16 protein-coding genes are annotated in these 19,929 nt (G+C 64.0%); 14 read left to right on the top strand and 2 right to left on the bottom strand.

Annotated features, from left to right (window positions below):
* The first annotated feature begins 306 nt into the window (after positions 1 to 306).
* The 8 genes from ACYVNQ_RS14795 to ACYVNQ_RS14760 all read left to right on the top strand — a co-directional run bounded on the left by ACYVNQ_RS14795 (position 307) and on the right by ACYVNQ_RS14760 (position 9,892).
* On the top strand, positions 307 to 2,538 hold the full coding sequence (locus ACYVNQ_RS14795; protein ID WP_460903243.1) for a TonB-dependent receptor: 2,232 nt from the start codon (positions 307 to 309) through the stop codon (positions 2,536 to 2,538).
* 84 nt (positions 2,539 to 2,622) lie between these two features.
* Complete coding sequence (locus ACYVNQ_RS14790; RefSeq protein WP_460903242.1) at positions 2,623 to 3,309, top strand: Fe2+-dependent dioxygenase; 687 nt, start codon at positions 2,623 to 2,625, stop codon at positions 3,307 to 3,309.
* Positions 3,310 to 3,884: 575 nt separating this feature from the next.
* Entirely contained in the window at positions 3,885 to 5,078 is a 1,194-nt protein-coding gene (locus ACYVNQ_RS14785; RefSeq protein WP_460903241.1) for an EAL domain-containing protein, read from the top strand.
* A 121-nt stretch (positions 5,079 to 5,199) separates the two neighbouring features.
* Entirely contained in the window at positions 5,200 to 5,628 is a 429-nt protein-coding gene (locus ACYVNQ_RS14780; RefSeq protein WP_460903240.1) for a hypothetical protein, read from the top strand.
* 267 nt (positions 5,629 to 5,895) lie between these two features.
* Positions 5,896 to 6,876 carry an aldo/keto reductase gene (locus tag ACYVNQ_RS14775; protein WP_460903239.1) on the top strand — a complete coding sequence of 327 codons (981 nt, stop codon included), beginning with the start codon at positions 5,896 to 5,898 and terminating at the stop codon, positions 6,874 to 6,876.
* A 222-nt stretch (positions 6,877 to 7,098) separates the two neighbouring features.
* Positions 7,099 to 7,944 carry an oxidoreductase gene (locus ACYVNQ_RS14770; protein WP_460903238.1) on the top strand — a complete coding sequence of 282 codons (846 nt, stop codon included), beginning with the start codon at positions 7,099 to 7,101 and terminating at the stop codon, positions 7,942 to 7,944.
* A 239-nt stretch (positions 7,945 to 8,183) separates the two neighbouring features.
* Positions 8,184 to 8,837: a peroxiredoxin gene (locus tag ACYVNQ_RS14765; protein WP_460903237.1), complete on the top strand. Its 654-nt coding sequence runs from the start codon at positions 8,184 to 8,186 to the stop codon at positions 8,835 to 8,837.
* Between the two features lie 152 nt (positions 8,838 to 8,989).
* Complete coding sequence (locus tag ACYVNQ_RS14760; RefSeq protein ID WP_460903236.1) at positions 8,990 to 9,892, top strand: LysR substrate-binding domain-containing protein; 903 nt, start codon at positions 8,990 to 8,992, stop codon at positions 9,890 to 9,892.
* A 50-nt stretch (positions 9,893 to 9,942) separates the two neighbouring features.
* Here the strand turns inward: ACYVNQ_RS14760 and ACYVNQ_RS14755 are convergent, their stop codons facing one another.
* The gene (locus tag ACYVNQ_RS14755; RefSeq protein ID WP_460903235.1) at positions 9,943 to 10,854 is read right to left on the bottom strand and encodes a LysR family transcriptional regulator; all 912 of its coding nucleotides are present in this window, start codon (positions 10,852 to 10,854) and stop codon (positions 9,943 to 9,945) included.
* A gap of 75 nt (positions 10,855 to 10,929) precedes the next feature.
* Here ACYVNQ_RS14755 and ACYVNQ_RS14750 point away from each other — a divergent pair, with 75 nt between their 5' ends.
* The 5 genes from ACYVNQ_RS14750 to ACYVNQ_RS14730 all read left to right on the top strand — a co-directional run bounded on the left by ACYVNQ_RS14750 (position 10,930) and on the right by ACYVNQ_RS14730 (position 17,016).
* Positions 10,930 to 11,793, top strand: coding sequence for an HpcH/HpaI aldolase/citrate lyase family protein (locus ACYVNQ_RS14750; protein ID WP_460903234.1), 864 nt, complete (start codon positions 10,930 to 10,932; stop codon positions 11,791 to 11,793).
* The gene (locus ACYVNQ_RS14745; protein ID WP_460903233.1) at positions 11,790 to 13,019 is read left to right on the top strand and encodes a CaiB/BaiF CoA transferase family protein; all 1,230 of its coding nucleotides are present in this window, start codon (positions 11,790 to 11,792) and stop codon (positions 13,017 to 13,019) included. Before ACYVNQ_RS14750 ends, ACYVNQ_RS14745 begins: the two co-directional genes overlap by 4 nt.
* A 69-nt stretch (positions 13,020 to 13,088) precedes the next feature.
* On the top strand, positions 13,089 to 13,934 hold the full coding sequence (locus ACYVNQ_RS14740) for an amidohydrolase family protein (protein ID WP_460903232.1): 846 nt from the start codon (positions 13,089 to 13,091) through the stop codon (positions 13,932 to 13,934).
* 132 nt (positions 13,935 to 14,066) lie between these two features.
* Positions 14,067 to 15,437: a short-chain fatty acid transporter gene (locus ACYVNQ_RS14735; RefSeq protein ID WP_460903231.1), complete on the top strand. Its 1,371-nt coding sequence runs from the start codon at positions 14,067 to 14,069 to the stop codon at positions 15,435 to 15,437.
* A 58-nt stretch (positions 15,438 to 15,495) separates the two neighbouring features.
* Complete coding sequence (locus tag ACYVNQ_RS14730; RefSeq protein ID WP_460903230.1) at positions 15,496 to 17,016, top strand: MmgE/PrpD family protein; 1,521 nt, start codon at positions 15,496 to 15,498, stop codon at positions 17,014 to 17,016.
* Between the two features lie 204 nt (positions 17,017 to 17,220).
* On the opposite strand, the gene ACYVNQ_RS14725 is transcribed toward ACYVNQ_RS14730, so the two are convergent.
* Positions 17,221 to 18,846 (bottom strand): alpha/beta hydrolase family protein, encoded by a 1,626-nt coding sequence (locus tag ACYVNQ_RS14725; protein ID WP_460903229.1) that lies wholly within the window; start codon positions 18,844 to 18,846, stop codon positions 17,221 to 17,223.
* A 207-nt stretch (positions 18,847 to 19,053) separates the two neighbouring features.
* Here ACYVNQ_RS14725 and ACYVNQ_RS14720 point away from each other — a divergent pair, with 207 nt between their 5' ends.
* Positions 19,054 to 19,857 carry an alpha/beta fold hydrolase gene (locus tag ACYVNQ_RS14720; protein ID WP_460903228.1) on the top strand — a complete coding sequence of 268 codons (804 nt, stop codon included), beginning with the start codon at positions 19,054 to 19,056 and terminating at the stop codon, positions 19,855 to 19,857.
* Positions 19,858 to 19,929 lie beyond the last annotated feature (72 nt).

Below are 19,929 nucleotides of genomic sequence, written 5' to 3'. Positions count from 1 at the left end.
CGGGCGGCACGAAAAGTGCCGCCCGTTTCGTTTTGGATGACGTGAAATCGCGCTCAATCGGTAATTTCTTTCAAATTGCCGACGATGTTTTTTCCAGACATGGTCACAAAGATGCGATTGCAATCGATCGCCAATCATGGAATGATAGCGATTCTCATTTAATTGTAACGCGATATAACAACAAAGCCGGCAGTCGGCGCGGCTCTAGCGAAGTGGTCCCACGCGCAGCAAGGCTGCGCGTCCGGTAACGGCGTTGCACGTCGGCCGGCCAATAAAAATCATGTAACACAACGACAGGGAACCAGTATGTTTAAGACGACGCCACTCGCAGCGGCGGCGGTGGCCTTTTTCGCCTCGCCTTTATATGCGCAAACCGCGGCACCTGCCGCACCCGCCGCAGCGCAAGTTACTTCTCCCGCCAGCGGCGCTGCCGCCGCCACGCCGACCACCACCGCGGAAGGCACGCTGCCTGCGATGAAAGTGACCGGGCAGGTCGACAACAGCAACGATTTCCAGCCGGACGTGTCGAGCGTCGGCGCCAAGGTCCCGGCCCAGCTGCGCGATATTCCGCAAGCGGCGGTGGTGGTGCCCAAGGCGGTGCTGCAATCGCAGGCCGCTTCGTCGTTCACCGACGCGCTACGCAACGTGCCCGGCATCACGATCGCCGCGGCTGAAGGCGGCTCGATCGGCAATAACATCAACCTGCGCGGCTTTTCGGCACGTACGGACATTTACCTGGACGGCTTTCGCGACCGCGGCCAGTACTATCGCGACACCTTCAACCTCGATTCGATCGACGTGCTATACGGCCCGTCGTCGCTGTATTTCGGCCGCGGCTCGACCGGCGGCGTGATCAACCAGGTCAGCAAGCAGCCGACGCTGAAGCCGCGCGCCGATGTCTCGGTGCAGGCCGGCACGCATGACCGCTACCGCACGACGGTCGACCTGGACACGCCGATCACGGACACCTCGGCATTCCGTATCAACGCGTTCGGCCAGGACCAGGGCTCGTCGCGCGACGTGATGAAGAGCAAGGACTACGGCGTCGCGCCGGAAGTGAAGTTCGGCATCGGCACGCCGACTGAAATCACGCTGTCGGCGCTGATCCAGCACAACCGCGATCAGCCGGACTATGGCGTGCCGTCGCTGAACGGCCATCCGGCATCGGTGGTGGGCAAGTCGACGTTCTACGGCTTCACCGACGACCGCACGATCCAGGATGTGCAGACCTTCTCGGCGCGCATCAAGCATCGTTTCAACGAAAACGTCACGCTGAGCAACCAGACGCAGTACAGCCACTACAGCACCGACGTGCGCGCGTCGAACCCGGCTGCGGTGCTGACTGGTCCGCTCGGCACGTCGACGGCGTTGACCAACGGCAACTTCACGTCGCTTGATCCGTCGCAGCTGTTCGTGAAGATGCAGGGCAAGGACCGTGTGATCAACGACCACTCGTTGTACAACACGACCGAGCTGCAGACCAAATTCAACACCGGCTTCCTGAAGCACGATGTGCTGACCGGCGTCGACCTGAGCCACGAAACCTACACCAACCAGACCTACACGGCCACCACGCCGGGCTTGCCGTCGAACACGATCGCGATTGTGCCGCTGCTCAATCCGTCGTACGTGCCGGTGCCCGCGAACACGCAGATCGTCGCGACCAACCTCGCGCAATCGAGCGCGAACGGCCTCGGCATCTACGCGAACGATACGATCTCGATCGGCGAGCACTGGAAAGCGGTAGGCGGCGTGCGCTGGGACCGCTACGAAGCGTCCATCAACAACAGCATCAATGCGCCGGGTTATGCGACGCAAACCAACTACTTCACCAGCGTGCGCGGCGGCATCATCTATCAGCCGACCGACTGGCAGTCGTACTACGTGTCGTACGGCACGTCGTTCGACCCGTCGCTGGAAGCGCTGACGCTGACGAGCGGTCAGCAGAACCTGCCGCCGGAACACAACAAGTCGTATGAAGTGGGCGGCAAGTGGGATCTGCTGGGCGGCGGTCTGTCGATCACGCAGTCGCTGTTCAACATCGAGAAGACCAACGCGCGTACGCAGAACGTCGACGGCACCTACACGCTGTCCGGCAACATCCGCGTGCGCGGCTACCAGCTTGGCGCGGCCGGCCACATCACGAACAAGTGGCAGGTGTTCGGCGGCTACACGTACATGGATGGCGAAATCGTCTCGGCGAACGACGGCACGGCCGGCAAGACGCCGGCGAACACACCGCGCAACATGCTGACGCTGTGGTCCACCTATGCGATCACGCCGCAGTGGGAAGTGGGTGGTGGTCCGATCTACACGGGCCCGCGCTATGCGGCGAACAACAACCTGGTCGAAGTGCCGGGCTACACGCGCTGGGACGTGATGGCCGCGTTTCACCAGAAGCACTACGACATCCAGTTCAACGTGATCAATCTGACCAACAAGCAATACTACGATCAGATCATCCAGTCGGACGGCGGACGCGCGGTGCCGGGTCTGGGCCGCACTTTCCTCGCGACGCTAAACTATCGCTTCTATTGAGCGCCGTACGGCGAACCCACGAATGCCGCGCGCTTTCTTCATGTGACGAATGAAAGCGCGCGGCCACGCAGGAAGCGTTGAACGATGATTGTCACGATCCCGGACGTATTCAGCCCCGCCGATGCCGCCGCGATGCGCGCGCAGCTCGAAACGGCCGCCGCTTCATGGGTGCACGGCCGCGCCACGGCGGGCTATCAGGGCGCGCCTGTCAAACATAACCAGCAGATTGCCGAAGGCTCGCCGGTCGCGCTCGAACTGGGCGACCGGATCATTGCGACGCTCGAGCGCAATCAGCTGTTTATCAGTTCGGTGCTGCCCAACAAGGTGTATCCGCCGCTATTCAACCGCTATGAAGGCGGCATGCATTTCGGCAGCCATGTCGACGGGGCGATCCGGCTGGTGCCCGGCAGCGGTGTGCGGGTGCGCACCGACGTGTCGATCACGCTGTTTCTGACGCCGCCCGACGAATACGACGGCGGCGAACTGCTGATCGAAGATACGTACGGCGTGCAGGAGGTGAAGCTGCCCGCCGGGCACGCGATCGTCTATCCGGGTACCAGCCTGCACCAGGTGCGTCCGGTGACGCGCGGCGCGCGCGTATCGAGCTTTTTCTGGGCGCAGAGCCTGGTGCGCGACGACACCCAGCGCGCGCTGCTGTTCGACATGGACAATTCGATCCAGCGTCTGAACGCAAGCAACGGCGATGAGGCAGCACGCCGCACGCTGGTTGGTTGCTATCACAACCTGTTGCGTATGTGGAGCGATACGTAACGCGCGACACGTAGTAGCTCATGATGCGGGCACGCGCGCGCGCCGCGCGACAGTTTGCCGCGCAGAACTCTTATAATGCGCAAGGCGTATCCGGCAACATGCGTGTGCGGCGCGGTCCCGGTGCACTGCGGCGCCTTCGCCATCATGGTGTCATCGCAGCATCCCATCATCCGGTTCGTTGCAGCCGCCAGAGCGGCAAAAGCGCCGCAAGCGTCCGTTCACCAGTTACCGGATAACTGGCGTCGAATTCATTCCAGACAGCGTCCTTATAATTCGAGGCCTCAAAGGTCTTCGTTTTGCGTAGTCCGTATGCGGCGTGCTGCATGTCGAGGCACACGTTTGCGCGACGGCTGCGCCGCGGCCGCATGCGCTTGCTGTCTCGATGCTAGCCTGCACGCTTCGCCGGACCTTTTCCGCACAGAATGCATCGACGGTGCGGCATAACTACTTATACGACCATGCGATCGGGATACATCGGGGTGTTGTGCGCGGTGGCGTTTTGCCTGCCCGCTCGAGCCGCGCCGGCAGACGTTGCGTTTTCCGGCAGCGATTGTGCGGCGCCAGCGGTGCTGCGCGTGCCCGCACCGCTCGATGGCAGCGGTATGGCCCAGGTGGTCGATACCAGCGCGGCGTCGAGCTGCCGGTTTACACCGGATCAGCCCGACGCGGCGGCCGATACGCCGCCGGGGAGGCCGCTGGCAAGCCGTGAACATGCAGCGGCAAAGGCTCGTGCCACGGCGGCCGCGGCATCGGCCGCCGCAGCGGCGCGCCACGCGCAGGTGCTGCAAGAGGCGAAGCAGCCCTCGCCGGACCTCACCGAACACCCGCATACCGAAGCCGCCACCGACGATCAGGCAGACCCGGCATCCCACACTGCGGCACTATTGCGCATCGGCGGCCTGCTGCTGGGCGCCGCCGTATTGCTGGCGCTCGCGCTGGCCGGCGGCCTGTTCGTGCGTGCACGCTGGTACAGTCCGCGCGCCACACTCGAGCGCGCCGCACGCCGCGGTTTGCGGCGCGACGAATTCCACCTCGAATACCAGCCGGTGTTCTACACGCGCACGCGTCAATGCGTCGGGCTCGAAGTGATGCTGCGCTGGCGCAACACGGTGCATGGCATTCGCGGCGCCGAATGGTACATGGAGCAGCTCGAACGCACCGTGGTGGGCGACGGCATTCTGGGCTTCAAGTTCGACGCGGCTGCAAAGGAACTGGCGGACCTGGACGACAGCGCTTCGATGTACGTGATCGTCGACGTACCGGGTTCGCTGCTCGAATCGCAGGCCTCGCTGGACCGGTTGATCAGGATGGCAAAGCAGCTGACGCCGGTCTGCAAACTGGTGCTGCAGTTTCCGCTCGACGACGTGGCCGGGCGTCTGGCCGAAATCGCGCAGCTGCGCGCGGCGCAGATTCGCGTCGGCGTATCGCATGTGCATGGCGTGTCGCCGGCGCTCGACGCGCTGGCCGGCGCCGGCATTGAATTCCTGAAAGCCGACCGCGAGGTGATGAGCCTCGAAGAAGACGAGCGCGCGCGGCAGCTGCGGACGCTGGCGAGCGCCGGCAAGCGCCTCGCGATGGCGGTAGTGGTCGATGGCGTCGAGGGCGCCAGCCAGTATCAGGCCGTCGGCCGCGCGCACATCGACCTCGCGCAGGGCTTCTATCTGGGCAAGGCGATCGGTGCGGCGCGCCTGCCGGCGTTCCTCGAGCAGGTACGCAACACAAAAAGCAGCGAGCCACCGCGTTTCATGCACGCGTTCCAGTCCCATTGAGGCGGCGTGCCGCGACCGCGCAGCGCCGCACGAACCCGTCCGATGCGAAGCAACGGCTCGTCATGCGAAATTCCCGACGCAGCGCGCATACGACGTAAACCCTTGTCGCAAAAGGAAACCAGTGGGTTGGCCGGCACAATCGGCGCATCTCTCGCTGCCACGGTTACCGCATAACTTCGACCTTGCCCTAAATGGCGATTGGATTGCGCCGTTATCCATTCAAGCGATGTCGGGACAAACGGCAACAGGTTCAAATGGAATGACCGTGGAAAAAGACGCAATGGGATTATCAAACTCCGAAAAGCAGCGACGGTACCGGCAGCGCCATCTGGGGCCGGGCGGAGGAAGCGAACGCCTGTCCATTTTTGTGCGGATTTCGACCAAGCGGAATCTCGAGCGTCTTGCCAGCCATTACGGCAATACGATCACGAACACCGTGGAAAACCTGATCAACGAAAAAACGCTCAGCATTCTCAATGGCTTGAACGAGAGCGAGCAGCACGAGTTCTACAGCGAAGAGCCGGTTCACAAACGGCAAGGCGCGAAATAATGCATGACGCGCGCCGCGCGGCTCATGCGTGAGCGCGCGGCGTGCCGCGACACCCATCCCCCGCATTCTGCTGGTGAGCGCCGGGCTTCGAACTCCGGCCCGGCACCTGTCGCGCCTGTGGCGCACAGCATGGCGAACCAGGCTTTGAAGCAAAACTAAACGCCCAACGCATTTCACTGCGCTACGCTAACGCGCTGCGCGCCAGCACTGGCGCCCCCGCGCCTCTGGTCAGCGCGCGCAGCATTCACATGCGAGGAGCATCGACAGATGGAATACGTAAAATTCGGCTCGACCGGGCTTGAAGTCTCTCGCCTCACGCTCGGCTGCATGACGTACGGCGCACCCGACCGCGGGACGCACCCGTGGACCCTCGACGAAGAAGCAAGCCGCCCGCTGATCCGTCAGGCGCTCGAACTGGGTATCAACTTTTTTGACACCGCGAACACCTATTCGGACGGCACGTCCGAGGAAATCGTCGGCCGCGCGCTGCGCGACTTCACCAAACGCGACGACGTCGTGCTCGCCACCAAGGTCTACAACAGGATGCGCCCCGGCCCTAACGGTGCGGGCCTGTCGCGCAAGGCGATCTTCGCCGAAATCGACAACAGCCTGCGCCGGCTCGGCACCGACTATGTCGACCTGTACCAGATTCACCGCTGGGATCACGGCACGCCGATCGAAGAAACGCTCGAGGCGCTGCACGACGTCGTGAAGGCGGGCAAGGCGCGTTATATCGGCGCCTCGTCGATGTATGCGTGGCAATTCAGCAAGGCGCTGTATCTCGCGCGGCAAAACGGCTGGACTGAATTTATCAGCATGCAGAATCACCTGAATCTGCTGCATCGCGAGGAAGAGCGCGAAATGCTGCCGCTGTGCGCCGACCAGCAGATCGCGGTGATTCCGTGGAGCCCGCTGGCGCGCGGCCGCCTGACGCGTGATTGGGACGAGACGACCGAACGCACCCAATCCGACGCGTTCGGCAGCGGCCTGTACAAGAACATCGGCGATGCAGATCGCGCGGTGGTCGAGGCGGTCGCTACGGTGGCCAAGGCGCGCGGCGTGCCGCGTGCGCAGGTCGCGCTCGCGTGGGTCGCGCAGAAGCCGGGCGTGACGGCGCCGATTATCGGCGCATCGAAGCCGCATCATCTGACCGATGCGGTGGCGGCGCTGTCGCTGAAGCTGACGCACGAAGAAATCGCGGCGCTCGAGGCGCCGTACGTGCCGCACGAGGTGGTGGGCTTCAAGTAAGTCCGATGGGGCCGCGGCGCTCGCTGCGGCTGCTTCGTCGGTGGCCGCTTCTCCCGCGGCCCTGCATGCCGGCAATTTGCAACCACCGGTTGAAAGTCAGTCAATCCGGATCGCTCTAGTTTGCTGATCCGTGGGCTCCTAAGATTCGTGTCATGCACTGCGCCGCGCCATCCACCAACGCAAGGTGACGCGACGCAGCAACTCACGAGCAAGGAGCGAATCATGTCACAAGCGCAAGCAGGCAAAGTCTGGTTTATCACGGGTGCATCGCGTGGTTTCGGCACACTGATCGCACGTGCGGCGCTCGAGCGCGGCGACCGCGTAGTGGCCGCCGCACGCAATCCTCAGGCAGTTATCGATAGCCTCGGCGAGCAGCCGAATCTGCTTGCCGTGAAGCTCGACGTGACCAGCGAAGCCGATGCAGCGCAAGCCGTCGAGCAGGCGCTCGCGCGTTTCTCGCGTATCGACGTGCTAGTCAACAATGCCGGCTATGGCCTGCTCGGCGCGGTCGAAGAATCGAGCGATAGCGAAGTCAAGGCGGTATTCAACACCAACGTGTTCGGCCTGCTGACGGTGACGCGCGCGGTGTTGCCGCAGATGCGCAAGCAACGCAGCGGCCATGTGATCAACATGTCATCGGTCGGCGGCTACGCGGCGTATGCGGGCTGGGGGGTATATGGCGCCACAAAGTTTGCTGTAGAGGGTCTTGGCGAAGCGCTGGCGATCGAACTGGCGCCGCTCGGCGTGCACGTGACCACCGTCGAACCCGGCTTTTTCCGCACCGATTTCCTGAACGACAACTCGCTGGTGTCGACACACGCGCGCATTGCCGATTACGCGCAGACGGTCGGCGCGATGCGCGATTTCGCCGCGGACGCGAATCACGCGCAACCGGGCGATCCGCTCAAGCTGGCCGCGGCGATCCTGAAACTGGCGGACAGCGCCACGCCGCCGGTGCGCCTGCCGCTAGGCAGCGATACGGTGACGAAGATCGGCGAGAAGAACCGCTTCGTCGAGCAGGAACTCGATACGTGGCGCGCACTGGCGATGTCGACCGATCACGACTGAGTGCACGGTGCTGCAGCGGGCTGCACCGCGCGGACGGTCGCTTTCATCTGATCTGATCACTGAAAAAATCGGCTTCCGATGCAAGCGCGCCGGCGCAGGCGCCGCGCGCGCAAGAATTTTTCCGGAACGACGCGACGAAACTCTTAAACCGGGCTTTCCTGGTGACTACAATTCACTTGGTTCGCGATGCGAACCAGACAGTGGCATACCCACAGAAATAGCACTCACGGAGGCCCAGAATGACGATTCGTCTAGGAGAAGAAGCGCCCGATTTCACCGCAGATACCACCGAAGGAAAGATCAGTTTCCACGAGTGGATCGGCGACAAGTGGGCGATCCTGTTTTCGCATCCGAAGGATTTCACACCGGTCTGCACCACCGAACTTGGCTACATGGCGGGCCTGAAGCCGGAATTCGACAAGCGCAACACGAAGATCATCGGTTTGAGCATCGATCCGGTCAGCGACCATCACAAGTGGATGAAGGACATCGAGGAGACGCAAGGGCACGCCGTCACTTACCCGATGATCGGCGACGCAGATCTCACGGTCGCGAAGCTGTACGACATGATCCATCCACATGCGAGCGGCGGCACGCGCACCGCGGTCGACAACGCGACGGTGCGCTCGGTGTTCCTGATCGGCCCGGACAAGAAGGTGAAAGCAATGCTCGTCTACCCGATGAGCGCGGGCCGCAATTTCGACGAAGTGCTGCGGTTGCTCGATTCGCTGCAGCTCAATGCAAAGCATGCAGTGGCCACGCCGGTGAACTGGAAACCGGGCGACGACGTGATCATTCCAACCTCGGTTTCGAATGACGATGCGAACAGGAAATATCCGCAAGGCTTCAAGACGTTGAAGCCGTATCTACGTTACGTCGCGCAGCCGAAGTAACGGGAAACGGCTGCATAGACGCCTGGCCGCGCAGGCGATCGTTGCGATCGCACTGCGTGGTTGCAGACGATTTCGGAGCGCCTTTACTTTTGCGCGGAAGCTGGTTTATAAACAAGTGACTTTTGATTTGAATTCAAATATTGAAGTCACGCATGAAAGTTACGCTCGATGAACTGCAGACCTTCGCCACCGTGGTCGATACCGGTTCGATCACGGCGGCCGCCGAACAACTCGGCCAGACTGTGTCGGGCGCAAGCCGCACATTGGGGCGGCTCGAAGAAAAACTGCAAACCACCTTGCTGCGACGGACCACCCGGCGCCTGTCGCTGACCGAAGAGGGCAAGGCGTTCCTGCAATACGCGCGAGAAATCATCGCGGCAGTCGAAAACGCCGAGGAACAGCTCGCTGCGCGGCGCGAGCGTCCTTCCGGCAAACTGCGCGTCGATGCCGCAACGCCATTCATGCTGCACGTGATCGCGCCGCTCGTGGCCGGCTACCGGCAGCGTTACCCGCACGTCGAACTGGAATTGCACAGCAACGAAGGCATCGTCGATCTGCTCGAGCGGCGCACTGACGTTGCGATCCGTATCGGCAAGCTGAAGGATTCGACTTTGCATAGCCGCGCGATTGCCACGAGCCGCATCCGTGTGCTGGCGGCGCCGGCGTATCTGCAAGGCCACGGTCATCCGAAGCGCGTGGAAGAACTCGCGTCGCACGCGTTGCTGGGCTTCACGCAGCCCGAGTCGCTGAACCTGTGGCCGATAGCAGGCGCGGACCGCGAGTTGTACCGGATCGAGCCGGCGATCGTGTCGTCGAGTGGCGAGACGCTGCGGCAGCTCGCGCTGGAGGGCGCGGGCATCGTCTGCCTGTCGGATTTCATGACCGAACGCGACCGCCGCGAAGGCCGGCTCGTGCAGTTGTTCGTCAGGCAGACACAGGAGGTTCGCCAGCCGATCAATGCGGTCTACTATCGCAACACGGCGATCTCCGCGCGTATCGCTTCGTTCGTCGACTATCTGGCCGAGGCGGTCAAGACGATGGGCTTTGTCTGCTAGCGAGGCGAGCAAGCCGCTGAGGCTTCGGTTCTTCAGTCCTTCAGTCCTTTTCAGTCCGTCACGCGGGCCCGTTTGCCGCCCGGTTTCCTGTCGCCTTCCACCACGTTGCGCGCGCAACCAACCAGCGCCTGCACCAGCGTCGCGCGCACTGCGCCGCGCGGCCACAGCACGCCGAAGCGGCGCGGCTCCGAAGGCATCGGCAACGGCACGCGCGCGATGCGCAGCCCGCGTGTGATCGGCGACGCGATATCTGGCGCCAGCGACACGCCGAGCCCACGATCGACCATCATCGCAATCGCTGCGAGCGAGCTCAGTTCGAAGCGCTCGTGCGCGACGATGCCTTCGCGGCGCAGGTAACGGTCGGCCTCTTTGCCGCCCGCGAGCGAGCGGTCATAGCGGATCAACGGTTCACTGCGCAGCAGTTCGTGCGCGCCGCGTTTGCCGAGCCGCTGCGGCGCAAGCACGACCAGCGGTTCTTCGCGCAACAGCGTCCACACGAAATTTTTCGGCACCGCAAAGCTGGGATGAGTGCATACGGCCGCATCGATATCGCCATTTTTCAACGCGTCGTACAGCTCCATCGACGTGCCCGACTGGATGAACATCTTCACTTGCGGATGCGTATTCACGAAGCGCGCGAGGATCTCCGGCAGCAAACTATGCAGCGCCGTGTTGATGGTGCCGAGGCGCAGCTCTCCTGTTGCGTACTGATCGTTGACGAGGGTGCGCAGATCGGCGAGGTCGCGCAGCAGGCCGCGCGAGCGCGTGACGATGCGCATGCCGGCAGCGGTCGGCGCGACCGTACGCCCCGAGCGCGCCAGCAGCGTTGCACCCAGTTCGCGTTCGAGTGCGCGAATCTGCTGCGCGATAGCCGCGGGCGACACATCGAGCCGCCGCGCGGCCTCCGCCATCGAGCCGGTATCGACAACTAGCAGAAAGCTATGCAGAAAGCTGGTCTCCATAAAGATACTTTTGCTTAATTATGAACGCAGATTCTACCGCTTTATCTTCGGTATCCGCGTGTCTAGACTCGCTTCATGAAAAGCAAACTGTTTGTGCCGGCCTCGCGGCCGGAGCTGTTCGACAAGGCGCTCGCGAGCGCGGCCGATGCGATTTCTTTCGATCTGGAAGATGCGGTTGCGCCCGCCCGCAAGGACGAAGCGCGTGCTGCGCTGCGCAATCTATTGACTACGCATCATGTCTGGCCGCCGGGCAAGACGATCATCGTGCGGGTCAACGCGTATGGCTCGCCGTATTTCGAGGCGGACCTCGCCGCGGTTGCGCGACGCGGCGTTGCGCTGATCAATCTGCCGAAGCCGGACAACGCGGACGCAGTGCGCGCGGTTGCGCAAGCGCTGTGCGACGCGGAGCGAGCGAATGGCGTTAGCGAGCCGATCGGCCTGCTGCTCAACATCGAAACCCCGGGCGCCTTGCGCCGTGCTTACGAACTGGCGAGCGCGCACGAGCGTGTGCGCGGCCTGCAACTGGGTCTCGCGGACCTGTTTGAGCCACACGGCATCGTGCGGCGCGAAACCGTGGCTGTGCAGCAGGCGATGTTCGCGCTGTCGCTTGCCGCCGCCGAAGCGGGCGTGTTCGCTTACGATGCCGCCTTCGCCGATATCGCAGATGAAGAGGGTTTTCGCCGCGAAGCACACCTCGCACGCAACCTCGGCTTTATCGGCAAGAGCTGCATTCACCCACGCCAGGTCGCGCTGGCCAATGCGGTGTTTCGCCCGAGCGAAGCGGAACTCGCGCATGCGCAACGGGTCGTTGCAGCCGCAAGCGAAGCGGATGCGCAAGGGCTCGGTGCTTATGTGGTGGACGGCAAGATGATCGATGCGCCGTTCGTTGCGCGCGCGCGCGTGCTGCTCGCGCAAGCGCAACAGGAGACGCAACCATGACGTCTGCATCGCGCCGGCCCGCAGCTGCTGACGACCACCACGCAGCCGTGCGCGGCCCGCTGTCCGGCATCCGCGTGCTCGATCTAAGCGCCTATATTGCAGGGCCTTACGGTTGCAGCCTGCTCGCTGACCAGGGCGCCGAAGTGATCAAGATCGAGCCGCCTACCGGCGACAACCTGCGCAAATATCCGTCGACGCTCGACAGCGAAAGCCGTGCATTTCTCGGTGTAAACCGCAGCAAGCTCGGCGTTGCGCTCGACCTGAAGCAAGCCGAAGGGCTCGCGGTGCTGCTGCGTCTGGCCGCGCGCGCGGACGTGCTGGTGCACAACTTCCGGCCAGGCGTGCCGGAACGTTTAGGCATCGGCTATGCGCAACTGCGCGAACTGAATCCGCGGCTGGTCTATTGCGCGGTGACCGGCTACGGCGAACACGGTCCGCTGAAAGAGAAGGCCGGCTACGACCAGGTGCTGCAGACCATGACGGGTATGTGCGCGATGCAAGGCAAGCGCGATGGGCCGCCGGAGATCCTGTACGGCTCGGTGGTCGACTACTACGCCGCGGCGCTTTTGCTCGGCGGTGTCAGCTCGGCGCTGTTCGAGCGCGAGCGCAGCGGCAATGGCCAATACGTCGGCGTTTCGCTATTGCGCAGTGCGCTGACGATGCAGTCGGCCCGCATGATCTGGGCCGATGGCGAACCGCGCGAAGTGGGCCGCGATATGCGTTCGGGCGGCATCACCGGCTTGCATCCGACACGCGACGGCTTCCTGTACATCTCTGCGAACACGCCGCATTTCTGGCAGGCTCTGTGCCGCAAGACCGGCCTCGACGAACTGGCCGCAAACGAGCGCTTCGATTCGGTCCGAAAGCGCGCGCAGCATGTCGACGAAATCGTGCCGAAGCTGCACGCCGCGCTGCAGGCGAAGAGCGCGCTCGAGTGGGAAGCGCTGTTTGGCGACGAAGTACCGTGTTCGGCGGCGCGCGCAGTCGAAGATATGTTCGACCATCCGCAAGTTGCGGCGGAAGACATGATCGCGCATTTCGAGCATCCTGCGGTCGGCGGCTATCGCGGCCTCAGGCGTTCGCTGCATTTTGGACGCACACCAGGACCCGAACCGTTTGCGGCGCCGATCTTCGGCCAGCATACCGACGAAGTGCTGGGCAGCCACGGTTTTAGCGCCGAGGAAATCGCCGCGTTACGCGCCAACGGTGTGGTCGGCGAAAGGTAAAGGCAAAGCACCAGCGGCACTGCTGGAGGCTTTGCACGCACGACAGAACGATCTGGATGGAGACGATGAATGGCCGCAACCCGAACCGTGCGCGCGCTTGCGTGCGAGTTTGCCTGCGACTCGCATATGCACGTATACGACGCGCGTTTCGTGCGCGCCGGCGCGCCCGGCAAATTCGTTGCGCATGCCAGCGCCGACGACTACCGCGCACGCTTCCAGCAGCGCATCGGCACGCGCCGCACGGTGATCGTCACGCCACGCCTTTACGACGTCGACAATAGCGTCACGCTCGATGCTATCGCGCAGCTGGGCCGCGAGCATACGCGCGGTGTCGGCGTGCTGCGTCCCGACGTGACCGATCGCGAATTGCAGGCGCTACACGACGGCGGCATTCGCGGCATCCGTTTCACGCTCTACACGCCGGAGCAGGCGGTGGTCGACTTCAGCATGGTCGAGCCGCTGTCGCGCCGCATCGACGAGCTGGGCTGGCACGTGCAATTGCACTGGACCGCCGCGCAGATCGTCGAGCACGAGGCGCTGCTCGACCGGTTGCCATCGCGGATCGTGTTCGATCATCTCGGGCGCTTGCCGCTGCCGGCGGGCATCACACATCCGGCCTTCGCGATCATCCAGCGGCATCTCGAGCGCGGCCGTGCGTGGCTGAAGCTGTCGGGCCCGTATCTCGACTCGCTGGTTGGCGAACAGGGCCGCTATGAAGATGTGGCGCCGATCGCGCAGGCATGGGTGCGCAGCGCGCCGCAGCGGCTGGTATGGGGCAGCGACTGGCCGCACGTGACCGAAGGCGGCGAGGCCGACGATGCGTTGCTGCTCGACGTGCTGTCCGACTGGGCTCATGACCGCGCATTGCGCGAGCGGATTCTGGTCGACAATCCGGCCGAGCTTTACGGTTTCTGATGCGCGGCAATCTTCGGGGCTCGTCAACGCTCACGAAGGCTCGCCCGACGCTCTCAACATCGCAGCATCAAATATAAAACACACGGAGACAACCGCCATGACGACCTCGGCACACGCCGCCCAAGGCACACGATGAAGCCCGCCAGCGCAACGCATGCGCCGGTTGGCCAGGCGCGCTTCACCGACGCGACGATCCGGCTGTTCGAACGCACCATCCCCGACCCGTTCGTGCTGGCGATCCTGATCACCGTGATCGTCGCTGCGGCGGCTGCGCTGTTCGCACCACACGCTTCGTTCGTGCACATCGTCAGCGGCTGGTACAAGGGCTTTTTCGATATTCTGACCTTCGCGTTCCAGATCACGCTGGTGCTCGTCACCGGGCACGCGTTTGCGCATGCGCCACCGGTGCAGCGGCTGTTTCGCGCGATCGTGTCGCTCGCGCGCACGCCGGTACAGGCGGCTACGCTGACCTTTCTGTCGGTGGCGTTCGCATCGTTTTTCAACTGGGGTCTTGGGCTGGTGGTCGCGGCACTGCTGGCGCGCGAAGTGGCCAAACGGATGCGGGTCGACTTCGCGTGGATCGTCGCCGCCGGCTTTTCCGGCTGGGTGGTGTGGGCCAGCGGCATCTCCAGTTCGATCGCGCTCGCGCAATCGACGCATGGCAGCGCGATGAACGTCGTCGAGAAACTGACCGGCAGCGTGCTGTCGTTCGACGAGCTGATCTTCAGGCCATTCAACCTGATCCCGGTGGTGGTGATGCTGGTCGGCGTGCCGATCGTGCTCGCGCTGCTCAAGCCGCACGATGAAAACGCGGTCGTGCTCGACCTCGACAAGAATCCGGACCCGCCCGCGCGCGCGCGTCCCACTGGCAAGCTGTCGCCGGCGAAGTGGCTCGAGTATTCGCCGCTCGGCAGCGGCTTTATCGGCCTGGCTGGCCTGTCGTTCATCGTGCTCGCACGCGTGCAGCACGTGGCCGGCTTTTCCGGCGTGAACGCGGTGATCTTCGTGATGTTTTGCGCAGGCATCGTGCTGCACGGTTATCCGCTTGCGTATGCGGATGCGGTGAAAAATGCCGCGCGCCAGACCGGCTCGATGATGCTGCAGTACCCGCTATACGGCGGCGTGATGGGCATCATGGAAGCGACCGGCTTGCCCGACGTGCTGTCGCATTTCTTCATCGCGATTTCGAATGCGCATACGTTGCCGTTCTGGAGCTACGTGTGCTCGCTGATCGTCACGTTTCTGGTGCCGAGCGGCGGCGGGCACTGGGCCGTGCAGGGGCCGTTCGTGGTGCCGGCCGCGCTCGCGCTGCATGCGTCGGTGCCGGCCACGACGATGGCGGTGGCGATGGGCGAACAGGTATCGAACATGATGCAGCCGTTCTGGGCCGCACCGGTGGTCGCGATGGCGGGCATCGGCGTGCAGCGCGTACTCGGCTTCACCGTGATGACGTTTTTGCTGGGCAGTGTCGTGTTCGGCGTGGCGCTGCTGGTGCTGATCTGAGTTCCGAATTACCGGCTGCATCTGCCGAAAAAAACCGCATACAGGAGACTCACCCAGAATGCAGCGCCGTCATTTCATTGCATCGCTCGGCGCGCTCGCCGCGAGCGCCGCCGCTATCGGGCCCGGATTGGCACCCGCGTTCGCACAGAATGCCGCAACGGGAGCGCAAACCGCACGCAGCGCGGGCATGCCCGAACTTGCGCAACGTCTCGCCGCGTACGCGGCATCGCTGAGCTACGACGATCTCGACGACGCCACTATCGAACTCGCCAAGACCCATCTGGCCGACGCGCTCGGCTGCGGCGTCGCGGCATTGAACGAGAAGCCCGTGCAGATCGCGCGCAAGGTCGCGCTGGCCGAAGGCGGTGCGGCTAACGGCAAGCCGGGCAACGGCACGTCGACGGTACTGGGCACGCGCTTGCGCACCGCGCCCGATATGGCCACCTTCGCGAATGGCGCAGCGTTGCGCTACTACGATCTGAACGACGTGTATGCCGGCAAGGAAATCGGCCATCCGAGCGACAACATCTCGGCGTGCCTCGCGCAAGCCGAAGCGGAAGGCGCGAGCGGCCGCGACCTGATACTGGCGATCGTGCTCGCCTACGAGATCGATTGCCGGATGATGGATGCCGCGTCGATCAGCCAGCATGGCTGGGACCATCCGAATTTCAGCCTGCCGGCGGCCGCGCTCGCGGCCGGCAAACTGATGAAACTCGACGAGGCGGAACTCACGCAGGCGGTGAATCTCGCGATCAACGGACACCTCGCGCTGAACCAGACGCGCGTGCAGACCATCTCGAACTGGAAGGGGCTCGCCGACGCGGACGCCGCGCGCAATGGCGTATTCTCCGCGGCGCTGGCGCGCGAAGGGCTGACCGGACCGTCGCCGATCTTCGAAGGCGATGCGGGTTTCTTCAAACAGGTGTCCGGTCCGTTCACGGTGGATACCGGTGCGTTCGGTGGCCGTGGCCGGCCGTTTCGCATCCGCGATTGTTCGGTGAAGTTCTATCCGGCGCAGGCGCTGACGCAGACCGCGATCGAAGCCGGCATCGACGTCGCGAAACAGGCCGGTGGGGTGGAGCGGATCACCGCGGTCGAGATCAGAACCTCGCACGAAGGCTGGTTTTCGGCCGGCATGGACGCCGAGAAATGGGCGCCGGAGACCAGCGGCACGGCCGATCACAGCTTGCCGTATGTGACCGCGCGCGCGATGTTCGACGGCGACATCACGGTGGCCAGCTACAGCCTGGCAGCGCTGCACGACCCGAAGCTGCGCGCGTTCATGAAGAAGATCAAGGTGGTCGACGATCCGCAGATGTCGAAGCTGTATCCGAAGTATTACGCGACTGTCGTCACCGCGACGCGCGACGATGGGCAGGTGTTCAGCAAGCGGGTCGACGACATTCCGGGCTCCGCGACGCGGCCGATGCAGCGCGTGGATTTCGCCGCCAAGTTCAGGAAGAACGTGGTGCCGGTGCTCGGTGCTTCGTCCGCGGACGAAGCGTTGGGCGTGCTATGGGAACTGGAGCGGCGCGGTAACGCAGCGGATGTGTTCGCGCCGCTGGTGCTGAGAAGCTGACGGACTGAGGCAGCGGTGCACGGCGCAGCACAGGCATGGCTGCCGGTGCCGGCGGTCGCGCCGAATGCTTCGGAAGCAGACGACGTTCGTCGCACTATCGCGGCATGAAGGTGGTTGCACTCGCAACTACCTTCACTGCACACGCTACACAGCCTCGCAGGCGAGGCCGCCGCAAATCCGCCACTATCCACCACTATCCGCGCATCACTGCGCACCTTGCGCATCGAAAAAGCTGCGCGCCGCGAGTGCACAGAACGGCGCCGCCAGCACATGCACGTCCGTCTCCAGCAGCAGCGCTGCACCGGGTTTGCCGGCGAGCGCAGCAGCTTCCTGCGCTCGCGCCGCGGCAAAGCCACCTTGCAGTGCGGCGAACGGTCCTGCGGGCGCGGCCGTACCTGGATCGACGTCGACCACAGTCAGCTGCGACGCATGCACGCCACGTTGCTGGAAGTATTGCGTGGCAACCTGGGTGTTCTGGAAATACACCACGGCATCGGAGTGTGCACCGCACATCAGCAGTGGCACGCGCGGCTTGAAATCGAGCAGCGTGTTACGCAGCGCATCCTGACGAAGGCCGCTAGCCGGCTTGCAGTTCGCGATCGGCTGCCCGCTGCTGCGGTCGCTGCACGGGTTGGCTGCGATATCCGCCGTGAGTGCCGCACGGAAGCTCGTGCTCAGGAAGAAATTTTGCGGATCGAAGCCGGCCTGATTGACGGCCGCGGTGTCCGGATTCGACAGGTCGGGCGGCGGCAGCGAGCCGGACTGGAACAGCGCGTTTTCGGGCAACACGTTATTGGCGAACAGCGTCGCCTCGGACGCCGCGCCGGGCAGCAGGCCGGGCGCGCGCGCCGCGTATTGCGCGGCAAATACATCGCCCGGCTGTGTAAAGACGTTGCTGTACGACGCCTGGTAACTATCGACCAGCAGATCGAACAACAGCGGCGCCTGCGCGCTCGGCGCACCTTCGATTTCCTTGTCGACGGTCAGCGACAGCGCATACGGGCCGCTGCCGGTCGCGACGGCCGCGGGATGGAATTCGAGCGGCAGCCGCTGCATTTCGCGCAGCGTCGCCATGGCCACATAGCCGCCTTGCGAATAGCCGGTCACGTAGAGCTTGCCGTGCACCGCGTTGCGCAGGATCTCCGGAAACGACAGGCGCGCGGCACGCAGCGCGTCGATCATGTCGGCAGCCTGCTGGTTGGCGTTCAGGAACGGCGCATACGGCAGCGACGAACCGGCGTAGCCGGCATAGTTGGGCATCACCACGATATAGCCTTGTGCCGCGAACACTGCAGCGGTCTCGAGCGATTCGATCTGGCCGTCGACGTCGCCGGCCAGATTGGACTGATCGTCGTTTGCGTCCGACGACGTGCCGTGCGCGACCACCACGACCGGATGTGGGCCCGTGCAGCCGGCGCCGGACGGCAGCATCACTGCAGTCTGGGCGGTGGTCGGTTCGCCGTGGCCGCCGATCGTGTGATAGCCGAGCGACGCGATGCCGACCGTGCATTTCGGCGCGCCAATTGCCTGCAGCAGTTGCGGCGCTGCGGTGTTGACCAGCGAGGTCAATGCGGCAGGCGTGACGCTTTGTTTCTGCACCGGCCTGCCGGTCGGAATGCCACGCAGCAGGCTGCGTGCCGCAGTCGTGGACGCAGAAGAGGGCGGCAGCGCCAGCGAGACCAGCGAAGCGGCGGGGCTTGCCGATGCGGATTCGGGACTGGCCGCGCTGTTGCCTGTGGTGTCGCTTGCGCTTTGCGCGTGTGCGCCCGCTGCCGCAACGCACGCGGCGACGAGCACGGCTGCCTTGATCATCGTAGGGACTTTGCTCATGGGAGTTTCATCATTGACAGAAGGGGGGGGCTCGAATCCGCAAACCACGTTCGCAGATTCGCCAGTCAACGTGAATAACAGTTGCCTGCTCGAGGAATTCCATGTGAACTGCGACAATGGCGGTTCTGGACCGAAACGTTCTTTATCGCAGCACTGCCGTCAAGCCCCGCACCAGGCGCCACGCCTGACGAGCCAGGAGACATCCGGATGGAATCGCACGACGACGACCTCACCCAGTTCGCGATGCACGGCGCGCCGGCGCTGCCGGACGATGGCCACACCGCATGGGTGGAGCACGACGGCGCACGCCTGTGGTACGCCGCATTCGGCGCGGGCACGCCGCTCGTGCTGCTGCACGGCGGCCTCGGCCATAGCGGTAACTGGGGTTACCAGGTGAGCGCGCTGGTGGCCGCCGGCTATCGTGTGGTGACGATCGACAGCCGTGGGCATGGCCGCAGCACGCGCGATGCGCAGCCGTATCGCTACGCGCGAATGGCCACCGACCTGTTTGCCGTGATGGACGCGCTAGGGGTGGCACGCGCCGCGCTGGTGGGCTGGAGCGACGGCGCCTGTACGGCGCTGCTCGCGGCGCTGCAGCAGCCCGAGCGGGTGGCGGGCGTGCTGTTTTTCGGTTGCAACGTGAATCCGGATGGCGCAAAGGAATTCGTGCCGACGCCGGTGATCGACCGCTGCTTTGCGCGGCACAAGCAAGACTATGCGCAACTGTCGGCCACGCCGGATGAGTTCGATGGCTTCGTCGCCGCGGTCAGCACCATGCAGAAGACACAGCCCGATTGCAGCGCGCGGGAACTTGCCGCAGTGCGCGTGCCGGTGACGGTCGTGCAAAGCGAACATGACGAATTCATCCGGCGCGAGCATGCGGAATATCTGGCGCGCAGCATTCCTGGCGCAAGCTTGACAGTGCTGCCAGGCGTGAGCCATTTTGCGCCACTGCAAAGGCCTGCGCTGTTCAACCGAGCCGTGCTGGATTTCGCGGTGGCGCTGCGCTGACGGGCAAGCGCAGTCGGCACCGTGCGGCAGGCACCGCACGCGTGACATTGCACGCACTGCATTCAAGCGCAT

This window comes from Paraburkholderia jirisanensis (assembly GCF_054782355.1).
The sequence above is the reverse complement of the archived record's forward strand: the minus strand, read 5'-3'. Positions and strand labels throughout refer to the sequence as shown.